Annotated in this window: 9 protein-coding genes; 8 read left to right on the top strand and 1 reads right to left on the bottom strand. The window is 61.7% G+C overall.

Going from position 1 to position 11,120, the window contains the following annotated elements; all coding sequences use genetic code 11:
* Positions 1 to 1,209 (bottom strand): tetratricopeptide repeat protein (locus N2315_03230; GenBank protein ID MCX7828203.1); only part of this gene is annotated, 1,209 nt, incomplete at its 3' end.
* A 611-nt stretch (positions 1,210 to 1,820) separates the two neighbouring features.
* Between N2315_03230 and N2315_03225 the strand changes: the two genes are divergently transcribed.
* The 8 genes from N2315_03225 to N2315_03190 all read left to right on the top strand — a co-directional run bounded on the left by N2315_03225 (position 1,821) and on the right by N2315_03190 (position 10,940).
* Positions 1,821 to 2,705, top strand: coding sequence for a phosphatidylglycerol lysyltransferase domain-containing protein (locus tag N2315_03225; protein ID MCX7828202.1), 885 nt, complete (start codon positions 1,821 to 1,823; stop codon positions 2,703 to 2,705).
* A 39-nt stretch (positions 2,706 to 2,744) separates the two neighbouring features.
* A complete protein-coding gene (locus N2315_03220; GenBank protein MCX7828201.1) occupies positions 2,745 to 3,284 on the top strand; it encodes a type 1 glutamine amidotransferase in 540 nt (179 codons plus the stop codon).
* 772 nt (positions 3,285 to 4,056) lie between these two features.
* Positions 4,057 to 5,250, top strand: coding sequence for a DUF3798 domain-containing protein (locus N2315_03215; protein MCX7828200.1), 1,194 nt, complete (start codon positions 4,057 to 4,059; stop codon positions 5,248 to 5,250).
* 193 nt (positions 5,251 to 5,443) lie between these two features.
* Positions 5,444 to 6,637, top strand: a complete 1,194-nt coding sequence (locus N2315_03210) for a DUF3798 domain-containing protein (GenBank protein ID MCX7828199.1) — start codon at positions 5,444 to 5,446, stop codon at positions 6,635 to 6,637.
* Between the two features lie 154 nt (positions 6,638 to 6,791).
* Positions 6,792 to 8,390: a sugar ABC transporter ATP-binding protein gene (locus N2315_03205; protein ID MCX7828198.1), complete on the top strand. Its 1,599-nt coding sequence runs from the start codon at positions 6,792 to 6,794 to the stop codon at positions 8,388 to 8,390.
* Positions 8,383 to 9,429, top strand: coding sequence for a hypothetical protein (locus tag N2315_03200; GenBank protein ID MCX7828197.1), 1,047 nt, complete (start codon positions 8,383 to 8,385; stop codon positions 9,427 to 9,429). The genes N2315_03205 and N2315_03200 overlap by 8 nt, the downstream gene beginning before the upstream one ends.
* Positions 9,426 to 10,529: an ABC transporter permease gene (locus N2315_03195; GenBank protein MCX7828196.1), complete on the top strand. Its 1,104-nt coding sequence runs from the start codon at positions 9,426 to 9,428 to the stop codon at positions 10,527 to 10,529. The genes N2315_03200 and N2315_03195 overlap by 4 nt, the downstream gene beginning before the upstream one ends.
* A gap of 24 nt (positions 10,530 to 10,553) precedes the next feature.
* Entirely contained in the window at positions 10,554 to 10,940 is a 387-nt protein-coding gene (locus N2315_03190; protein ID MCX7828195.1) for a hypothetical protein, read from the top strand.
* Positions 10,941 to 11,120 lie beyond the last annotated feature (180 nt).

Below are 11,120 nucleotides of genomic sequence, written 5' to 3'. Positions count from 1 at the left end.
CCGCTCACCCTGGTCGGTGATGCCCCCAAGGTCCGACACGTAAAGGGTGAGCCCCCCGCCCTTGAGGCAGTACCGGTACCCCACGTAGTCGTGGGTGTTCTCCTGCCACACCTCGAAGAGGTCCCTGTAGCGATCCTTGAGGAAGCTCATGACCCCTATGCCGTCGGCGGTCTTGTAGCGCTCCGACGAGCTCTCCGCCTGCACCGCCTCCCCGTCCTGGTCGAAGAGTATCCGAACCCCCGGATAGGTCTTGCCCCCGTCCTTAAGGCGCAACACGTTGTAGGTCCATACGTCGAAGGTCCTGTCCCCCGCCTGCAGCCCCTCGGCGGAGGAGGGCTCCCCGAACCGCTCAAGGGCCTGCTCCTTGGTGATGCCCATCTCCACGGGGCCCAGGGACTTGCCGGGCACCGCCAGGAGGTTGGGGTCGTTGGGTATCCCCAGCATGGAGTTCGCCGCCGCCAGGGCGTGCCTTGCGGCGTTGTTGTCCGAATCCTGTGCCAGCACATCCTCGAAAACCGCCCGGGCCCCCTCGTAGTCCCCCAGGCGGAACAGATCCTTGCCGTCCAGGAGCAGCTTCTCCACGTCCTTCTCCCCCTCGGCGGCGATCCGCAGGTGCCTTACGGCCAGCTCCCGGCTTCCCACCGCCTGGTAGGCCCTGGCCAAAAGCCGATTTGGGTAGGGGGACGACCGGGACAGCTTCTGGGCCTTCTTGAGGGGCCCCAGGGCCTCCTCGGGGCGCCCCAGCTCCAGCAGTATCCGCCCCATGCCAAGGAAAGCCCTGGGATCCTTGGGAGAGAGGGCCCCCTGCCGGCTGAAGCTGTCCATGGCTTCGTTGTAGCGACCCAGCCTCTCCTGGCACAGCCCCACCATCAACAACGTGTCCTTCCGCTCCGGCCGGAGCTTGAACACCCGCTGGTAAAGCTCCAGGGCCTCGCCGTAGCGCTTCGCCTCGTAAAGCTTACCCGCCTCCAGGAAGAGCCTCTCGGGAAGCACCTTCGTCCTGTAGTACCAGACCCCTCCGCCGAAGAAGGCGCCCAAAAGGGCCAGCAGCACCCACAGGATGACCCCTCTGGAGACCGTCTTGGGGGGCGGCGGTGAGTAGTTGATCTCCTGGGATGTCTCCCCCAGCAGGGGTTCCCCCCCACTCTCCAGAGACCCTCGCATTTCCCCTAGCTCCCGTCCCATGTCCCTGCTGTCCCCTTCGTCCATAGGGCTTTACCTCCGATCCTGGCAAGACGCGTTTTTGTTTTTATGTTTTTTATAGCTCCACTGGAACCCACCGGGTTTTCTCCCGCCCAAAGGGACTGGGAAACCCACTGGGCGCCGGGGTCCTCAGAGGATTTACTTTTTATTTTATCAAAAGGAGTGTCGGGGGAGGGGTAGAAAAATATAAACGGCGCGGAGCAGCTTGTTTAAGCAAGCGGCCCCGCGCCGGGTAGAGGGGGAAGTGGATATTAAGGGTTGTTTGATACGGCCTACATGGCCACGGATCTAAGCAACTTGTAGATTTCGTCGTTGATTTCTTCCTTGCCGGCCAGAACCAGCTCCATCTTTATGATGTACTGGGGGTCGAATATCATGGCTGCTCAATCCTCCTGCGTTCCTTGGGTGTGTTTTACTTCCTTGGGCCTCTCTCTTTTCGTGAACGAATAATACCGCGGGGTTTATTGTCTGTCAATAGCATCATTTTAAGCCCCGCCCGGGGGGCGGTTGTTTTTTCATGGAGTTTTTGCCCCTCTTCGACCTGGGGCGATCTTTTTTTAGGCGTTGGCGTTTTGCCCCCTTTCGATGGGATAATAGGGACAAAGGAGGATTGGTTGATGATTCGATACGAGCCCATAGGGCTTTCCATGATGGATAGGTACGAGGAGCTTTTGCGGCTCTCCCCCGCCACCGCGGACCACCGGTTCCCGGTGCTCTTCGGATGGCACGAGACCTTGGGTTATCACCTGGCCTTCGGGGAGCGCCTCTGCTGGATAAGGCAGGAACTGCCCAGGAGGCTGTACCTTTCGCCGGTGGGCTGCTACGATGGCGTGGACTGGGAGGCGGAGTTCCGCCAGGCCCTGGGGGGCCAGGGGGAGATGGCCTCGGTGCCGGAGGAGACCGCCCTCATGTGGCAGCGGGCCATGCCGGACCGCATAAGGATCGAGGAGGACCGGGACGCCTTTGAGTACCTGCACCTGGCGGAGGAGCTGGCGCACCTTAGGGGCAACCGCTACATGAGGAAGCGCAACCACGTGAACCGTTTCGCCAAGACGTTTAAATACTCCTACCGGGAGATAACCGAAGGGGACGTGCCGCGCATTTTGGACTTCCAGCGCCGGTGGTGCTCCGCCCGGGACTGCGGCAGCTCCTTCATGCTGGAGGGGGAGAACCGGGCGGTGGTGAGTATCCTCGAGAACTACGGCCGCTTCCACTCCCTGGTGGGGGGGTACGTGGAGGTGGCGGGGGCCGTGGTGGCCTACGCCATAGGGGAGGGGGCGGGGGACGTGCTGTACGTGCACTTCGAGAAGGCGGACCCCTCCTACGCCAGCGCCTACCAGGTGATAAACCGGGAGTTCGCCCTTCACAACCTGGATAGGTTCAAGGTTATAAACCGGGAGGAGGACATGGGGGACCCTGGGCTCAGGGAGGCCAAGATGTCGTACCTTCCAATGGGCTTCGTAAGGAAGTACCGGGTTTTTTGGAGCCAAGGCGGTTTCTAGCCCCCTGGCGCAAAGATCACGAAGGGAGGTTTTAAGGCCGTGGACGTGAGGGATTTGAGGAAGGTCATGATATTCGTTGAGGATCTCTACGAGGAGATGGAGCTGTGGTACCCCAAGTACCGGCTGGAGGAGGCGGGTTTTGAGCCGGTGCTGGCGGGCCCCGAGGGCAGGAAGACCTATCAGGGGAAGCACGGGTACCCCGCAAGGAGCGACGCGTCCTTCTACGACCTTGAGGAGGGGGACTTCCTTGGGCTCATAATCCCCGGCGGCTTCGCCCCGGACAAGCTCCGCCGGATCCCCAAGGTGCTGGACCTCACCAGGCAGTTCATGGCATCCCGGAAGCTGGTGGCCCACATATGCCACGGGGGCTGGATATGCGCCTCCGCTGAGGTGGTGGCGGGCTTCAGGATGACCTCCACGCCGGGGATAAAGGACGACCTGGTGCACGCCGGGGCTTTGTGGGTGGACGAACCGGTGGTGGTGGACCGCAACATGGTCTCCAGCCGCCGCCCCGACGACCTGCCCTTCTTCATGGGGGCCTGCCTTGAGGTGCTGGAGTCCATGGTGCTGCCCTTCTAAACATCAAGGCCGGGGGGAGGGGCGGGGATAAAGGAGCTCCCCTCCATCCTCTTGCCCCCCGGAGGCCTTCCCTCGCCCCCCCTGAACTGACAAGGACCCTTGGGGCGTTAAGTGTCCCTGGAGGTTTTTAGAGGCCCGCAGGGCTTTTAGATCCCCGCGGGCCTCTAATGTGCCCTGGGGGCTGTGTGGGGCTGCTCAAGGCCCTAGGAGCCCACGGGGCTTTCTTTGCCCCGCATTGGCCCCGGCGGGGCTTTCATAGGCCCCATAGGGGCTTTTATTGGCCCCGGGGGCCGGCTCCTTGGGGCTTCAAAATCCCCCCAATAAGCCCTTCCCCGTTGCCAAGGGCCAGTCGCCTTCCCGCTCTAGGGGCGTCCTTCTAGCCTCCTGCCCCCCTTCCACCCCTTATGCCGCTTGCGGCTTGTAAAATCCGCGCCGGGCAAGGGCGTTCATCCCCGTTTTTCCTCATTCCGCCAGGTAATCCGGTTTCTTCCGCAAGTCCCCCGTGGGCATTCCAGCGGGGAGGGTGCGCCGTGGCCCCAGCCGCCCGCCTTGAAATCCAGCGCGTCCCCTGGCCGGACCTATCGGCATCACCTGGGAGTCGCCCTCATATGGAGTTAAAAGGAGTTGACCTGTCCTGCCCTTGGCGGCGGCGTGGTCCCAACCTGGTCGATTAAGACACATCAATGGTATATCAGATGTTGACAAGGGCTTGGGTGAAATATATTTTATCCCCCAAGGATCTATAAACCTTTATGCGGAGGGGGTATGGAGTTTGAAGAGGCTTTGGTTGTTGGCGGGGGTTCTTTTGTGCCTGGTGGTAAGCGCCGGCGCCGCCTTCGGGGCGCCCAAGTTCCACATAGGCATAGCCACCCTTACGGTCTCCCAGGCGGAGGACACCCTGAGGGGGGCGGAGAGGATGGTTCAGGAGTACGGGGACGTGGCCAAGGGGGGGATGGTGAAGCACATAACCCTGCCGGACAACTTCATGTCCGAGATGGAGACCACCATATCCCAGATCGCGGGCTTCGCCGACGATCCACTGATGAAGGTGGTGGTGGTGGACGACGCCATACCTGGCACCACCGAGGCCTTCCGCCGCATAAAGGAGAAGCGGCCGGACATAATATGCCTCGCCGGTGAGCCCCAGGAGGACCCGGGGGTCATATCGTCGGTGGCGGACTTCGCGGTGGGGGTGGACAACATAGCCCGGGGGTACCTGATAATCCACACCGCCAAGCGCCTTGGGGCCAAGACCTTCGTGCACATATCCTTCCCCCGGCACATGAGCTACGAGCTGCTCTCCCGCCGGCGGGCCATAATGGAGGCGGCCTGCAAGGACTTAGGCCTTAAGTTCGCCTTCGAGACCGCCCCGGACCCCACCAGCGACGTGGGTGTGGCGGGGGCCCAGCAGTTCATCCTCGAGAAGGTGCCCGCGTGGGTGAAGAAGTACGGCAAGGAGACCGCCTTCTTCTGCACCAACGATGCCCAGACGGAGCCCCTGCTGAAGCAGGTGGCCGCCTACGGGGCCATCTTCGTGGAGCCGGACCTTCCCTCCCCCATCATGGGCTATCCCGGCGCCTTCGGCATCGACCTCTCCAAGGAGAAGGGCAACTGGCCCGCCATCCTCAAGAAGGTCGAGGCGGCGGTCATCAAGGCCGGCGGCAAGGGCCGCATGGGCACCTGGGCCTACAGCTACGGCTGGAGCACCGTCTGCGCCCTGGCGGAGTACGGTAAGCGCATAGTGGAGAAGAAGGCGAAGCTGGGGAACCTGGAGGACCTCTGGAAGTGCTACGACAAGTACACCCCCGGCGCCAAGTGGAACGGCCAGTTCTACCGGGACGTTAACACCGGCGTCAAGATGAAGAACTTCGTGCTGGTCTACCAGGACACCTACGTGTTCGGCAAGGGCTTCATGAAGGCCACCTCCGTGAAGGTGCCCGAGAAGTACTTTGCGATAAAGAAGTAAGAATATTCCCGTTCAATATATTCAATTTCCCTTAGCCTTACCGGGGCTCCTCCTTGCGATCTTTAAGGAGGGGCCTTCCTTTTAACGGGTTCGTCGTTGACCTCTTTAACTTAATCCGTTGACTTGAGGCCCAGGTGGTGGTAGGTTTAATTCGAAGCTTCAAGTACCCACAAGAAAAGGGGGAGGTAGTTTCATGCGAAAGCGGCTTCTTGCGGTTCTGGCGGTTGCTGCCCTAGCGGCGCTGTTGGCCTGTCCCGCCTTTGCGGCGGCCAAGTTCCACATCGGCGTCGTGACCGGCACGGTCTCCCAGTCGGAGGACGACCTCAGGGGGGCGGAGCGGCTCATCAAGGAGTATGGCGACGTGGCCAAGGGCGGTATGGTAAAGCACCTCACCTACCCGGACAACTTCATGTCCGAGATGGAGACCACCATATCCCAGATAGTGGGCCTTGCGGACGACCCCCTCATGAAGGTCATCGTGGTGAACCAGGCCATACCGGGCACCACCGAGGCCTTCCGCCGGGTCAAGGAGAAGAGGCCCGACATCCTCTGCTTCGCCGGTGAGCCCCACGAGGACCCCGGCGTCATCGAGTCCGCCGCGGACCTGGCCATCAACGCCGACAACGTGGCCAGGGGTTACCTCATCATAGCGGCGGCCAAGAAGATGGGGGCTAACGCCTTCGTGCACATCTCCTTCCCCCGTCACATGAGCTACGAGCTCCTCTCCAGGCGCCGCAACATCATGGAGGCGGCCTGCAAGGACTTGGGCCTTAAGTTCGCCTTCGAGACCGCCCCGGACCCCACCAGCGACGTGGGCGTGGCGGGGGCCCAGCAGTTCATCCTCGAGAAGGTGCCCGCGTGGATAAAGAAGTACGGCAAGAACGCCGCCTTCTTCTGCACCAACGACGCCCAGACGGAGCCCCTGTTGAAGCAGGTGGCCGCCTACGGCGGTTACTTTGTGGAGGCGGACCTCCCCTCCCCGCTCATGGGCTACCCCGGCGCCTTCGGCATAGACCTCTCCAAGGAGAAGGGCAACTGGCCCGCCATCCTCAAGAAGGTTGAGGCGGCGGTCATCAAGGCCGGCGGCAAGGGCCGCATGGGCACCTGGGCATACAGCTACGGCTACGCCACCACCGCCGCCTTGGGCGAGTTCGGCAAGCGCATAGTGGAGAAGAAGGCGAAGCTCAACGACTTCAAGGCCCTCATGGACTGCTACGCCAAGTACACCCCCGGCGCCAAGTGGAACGGCAGCTACTACGTGGACATGGGCACCGGCGTCAGGAAGAAGAACCACGTGCTGGTCTACCAGGATACCTACGTGTTCGGCAAGGGGTACCTGGGCATGACCTCCGTGAAGGTCCCCGAGAAGTACTTCAAGATAAAGTAGGAGGAAGGCATCCTCTTATGGCGACCGGGAGGGAGGCCTTTCGCCTCCCTCCCTCCCTTCTTCGTGGATTCATTTCTTTAAACAGGATGCATAGCACCGGGTCCCCCAAGTTTTTGAGAGAGGTGTGAGCGCTTTGGGAGCTGTGGAGCCCATATTGAGGCTTGAACATGTGGGTAAGGAGTACTACGGCAACAGGGTCCTGGCGGACGTCTCCTTCACCCTGAACCCCGGGGAGGCTCTGGGGCTGGTGGGGGAGAACGGGGCTGGGAAGACCACCCTGATGAAGATCCTCTTCGGCATGCCGGTGATCCACCAGACCGGGGGTTACGAGGGAAAGATCTTCTTCGACGGTCAAGAGGTCAGCTTCAAGTCCCCCTTCGACGCCCTGGACGCGGGGATAGGCATGGTACACCAGGAGTTCTCCCTGATCCCCGGCTTCACCGCCACGGAGAACATCCTGCTTAACCGGGAGTCCACCCTTTACAACCCCTTGGTGGAGGTGTTCGGCGACCGGCTTAGGACGTTGGACCGGCCGGTGATGAAGGAGAGGGCCCAGAAGGCCATATCGGTGCTGGGAGTGGACATAGATCCGGATACCCTTTGCTCCGAGATGCCCGTGGGCCACAAGCAGTTCACCGAGATAGCCCGGGAGATAGACAGGAGCAACACCAAGCTTCTGGTGCTGGACGAGCCCACCGCGGTGCTCACCGAGTCCGAGGCGGAGATCCTCATAAAGGCGGTGAAGCGCCTCACCGCCAAGGGCCTTTCGGTCATATTCATATCCCACCGCCTCCAGGAGGTCATAGACCTCTGCGACAAGATAGTGGTGCTCCGGGACGGACACGTGGTCCAGGAGGCCAGGACCTGTGACGTCACGGTCCGGCAGATAGCCAACTGGATGGTGGGCCGCAAGGTGGAGGAGTCCCACGCGGAGGATGGGGAGGTCCGCTCCCTTGGTGAGCCCATCCTGTCGGTGAAGAACCTGTGGGTGGACATGCCCGGCGAGACCGTGCGGGACGTGTCCTTCGAGGTCCGCAAGGGGGAGATCTTCGGCATCGGGGGCCTTGCGGGGCAGGGGAAGCTCGGCATAGCCAACGGCATAATGGGGCTTTACGCCGCGGGAGGCCACGTGGAACTCCACGGCAAGCCCATAAAGCTGAACGACCCGGAGGCGTCCTTGAGGGCCGGCATGGCCTTCGTATCCGAGGACCGGCGGGGGGTGGGGCTTCTGCTCCAGGAGGGCATAGACTGGAACATAGCCTTCACCGCCATGCAGATCCAGGAGAAGTTCATCCGCCCCCTCATGGGAGGCCTCATCAAGTGGAGGGACGACAAGGCCATAGAGGAGTGCGCCAACGAGTACATAAAGGCCCTGGAGATAAAGTGCACCGGCCCAAAGCAGAGGGCGGTGGAGCTGTCCGGCGGCAACCAGCAGAAGGTCTGCCTTGCCAAGGCCTTCGTGGTGCGCCCCGACGTGCTCTTCGTCTCCGAGCCAACCCGGGGCATAGACGTGGGGGCCAAGAAGCTGGTGCTGGACACCCTGCGGCGCTACAACCGGGAGTACGGAACCACCATAGTGATGACCTCGTCGGAGCTGGAGGAGCTCAGGTCCATATGCGACCGCATAGCCATAGTGGACGAGGGCCGCATAGCGGGGGTGCTCCCCGCCAAGGCGCCTTCTGAGGAGTTCGGGCTCCTCATGATGGGAGAGATCAAGGTTGAAACGGAAGAGAAGGTGAAGGCCTGTGACTGATAAGCTTAAGTCCTTTATAGAGGCCGCCGGCTGGCCCAGGGTCATCATAGGGCTTTTCCTGGTCTCCCTCTTCGTGGCGGCCCCCTTCGTGGGGGTCCGGGTGGACACCTCCCTGAGCGATACTCTGGTGCGGGTGGGGATGAACGGCGTCATGGTGCTTGCCCTGGTCCCCATGGTCCAGTCGGGGTGCGGCCTTAACTTCGGGCTGCCGCTTGGGATAATCGCCGGCCTTGTGGGGGCCGTGACCAGCATCGAGCTCAACGTTACCGGCATGATGGGGTTCCTCACCGCCATGGCCATAGCGGTTCTACTGGCGGTGGTGCTGGGCTACGGCTACGGGCTTCTGCTCAACCGGGTCAAGGGGGACGAGATGATGATAGCCACCTACGTGGGCTTCTCCTCCGTGGCCCTCATGTGCATGGCGTGGCTTCTGCTCCCCTACAAGAGCCCCAACATGATATGGGGATACGGCGGCTCCGGCCTTAGAACCACCATAAGCGTGCAGGGCTACTGGCTCAAGGTGTTGAGCGACTTCTTGGCCTTCAACATAGGCCCCAACTTCTACTTCCCCACCGGCATGTTCCTCTTCTTCGCCCTCATGTGCTTCATCATGTGGGGGTTCCTCAAGACCAAGACCGGCACCGCCATGACCGCCGTGGGGTCCAACCCGGAGTTCGCCAGGGCGTCGGGCATCGACGTGGACAAGATGCGGATCGTCTCGGTGGTGCTCTCAACGGTCTTCGGGGCCATAGGCATCCTGGTGTACGAGCAGAGCTTCGGTTTCATCCAGCTCTACATGGGGCCCTTCTACATGGCGTTCCCCGCGGTGGCGGCCATCCTCCTGGGGGGCGCCTCGGTTAACAAGGCCTCCATGCTGAACGTCATCGTGGGTACCTTCCTCTTCCAGGGGATACTGACCATGACCCCGTCGGTCATAAACAGCATAATGCAGACCGACATGTCCGAGGTCATAAGGATCATCGTGAGCAACGGCATGATCCTCTACGCTTTGACCAGAAAGGTGCAGGTAAAGAGATGAAGGACGCCAACATGAAGGAAAAGATCCAGCGGCTTCTCATAAGCAACGCGGTGCCCATCATCTTCATCGCCCTGTCGGCGGTGGCGATACCCCTGTCCGGGTTTACCGCCAGCTACCTCATCCAAGAGATGATGACCCGGGTGGCCAGGAACTCCTTCCTGGTTCTCTCCCTTCTCATCCCGATCCTGGCGGGAATGGGGCTCAACTTCGGCATGGTGCTGGGGGCCATGGCGGGGCAGATAGGGCTCATCCTCATCTCCGACTGGTCCGTTTCAGGGCTGCCGGGAATGCTGCTGGCCGCCCTCATCGCCACCCCCATAGCGGTCTTCCTGGGCTGGGTGTGCGGATCTGTGCTTAACCGGGCCAAGGGGCGGGAGATGGTCACCAGCTACATCCTGGGCTTCTTCATCAACGGCCTCTACCAGCTGCTGGTGCTATACGGAATGGGCAAGCTCATACCCATAAGGAAGGCGGAGCTGGTGCTCTCCAGGGGCTACGGCATAAGGAACGCCATCAACCTGCAGGGCATAAGGCACTGCCTGGACGAGCTGATACCCCTCAAGATAGGGGAGCTAAGCGTGCCCTTGGCCACCTACCTGGTCATAGGGGCCTTCTGCCTATTCATCCTCTGGTTCCAGCGCACCAAGCTGGGCCAGGACATGAGGGCCATAGGACAGGACATGGCGGTGGCGGACTCGGCGGGCATCCCGGTGGAGAAGACCAGGATAATAGCCATCATCATCTCCACCGTGCTGGCCTGCTACGGTCAGATAATATTCCTCCAGAACATAGGCACCATGAACACATACAACAGCCACGACCAGGCGGGCATGTTCGCCATAGCGGCGCTGCTCATCGGCGGCGCCACCGTCGCCAAGGCCACCATCGGCAACGTGTTCCTGGGGGTGGTGCTGTTCCACCTCATGTTCGTGGTGTCCCCCATGGCGGGCAAGCAGCTCATAGGCCAGGCCCAGCTTGGGGAGTACTTCCGGGTCTTCGTCTCCTACGGCATAATCGCCATCTCCCTGGCGCTTCACGCCTGGAAGAGACAGAAGGACCGGGAGCGGGCCCGCCGTTCCCTCCGGGGCCAGGCGGCCTAAGGCCCGTGAGGGGAGGTGTTCCGCTTGACTAGAAGAAACCTCATAAGACTCGTGCTGGTGGGAGCTTTGGTGGCCTTGGGCGCCGTCCTGTTCGTGCTGGGCAAGGAGCACCAGCTGTTCCTGGACAACCAGGCCGCAACCCTGTCCGGAAAGGACCTAAAGCCCATCGAATCCCTGCGGGTCACCGTAGGCTCCGGGGAACCCATGGAGTTCATGGCGGACGACCGGGACGTGGTGGTGGTCCGAGGCCCCAAGGTGCCCATAAAGATAGAGGTGCTGGACCAAAACGGGGCCGTCATAAAGACCGTGGAGTCCACCCTGTCGTTCTTAACCGAGGACCGGGCCATGGTGTCCCTGCCCGCCCTGGTGGAGGGGCTGCCAGCCATGCTCCCGCCTCCGGGCAACGAATAGGGGGGCTATGAAGCCTTATAATCTGGACATCGCTTAGCTTAACGAGGGGAACCCCGTGGGGTTCCCCTCGTTTTAAGCTCCTTAAGCTTCATCTCCAGGGCCTTCATGTGCCCGCCGGCCCATTCCTCCAGGGCCTTGGGGTCCCTCCGCCGTCCCCCCAGCCGGGGCCGCGGCCGTACC

Origin of the sequence: Thermanaerothrix sp., from assembly GCA_026417795.1 — a bacterium.
Taxonomy (GTDB): domain Bacteria; phylum Synergistota; class Synergistia; order Synergistales; family Synergistaceae; genus Thermanaerovibrio.
Note: the sequence above shows the minus strand (reverse complement) of the source record. Positions and strands in the feature narration are given on the sequence as shown.

Bases quoted from the DNA above. Each gene is read 5' to 3' on its own strand.
- N2315_03225 (MCX7828202.1), top strand. From the start codon at position 1,821: ATGATTCGATACGAGCCCATAGGGCTTTCCATGATGGATAGGTACGAG.
- N2315_03210 (MCX7828199.1), top strand. From the start codon at position 5,444: ATGCGAAAGCGGCTTCTTGCGGTTCTGGCGGTTGCTGCCCTAGCGGCG.
- N2315_03195 (MCX7828196.1), top strand. From the start codon at position 9,426: ATGAAGGACGCCAACATGAAGGAAAAGATCCAGCGGCTTCTCATAAGC.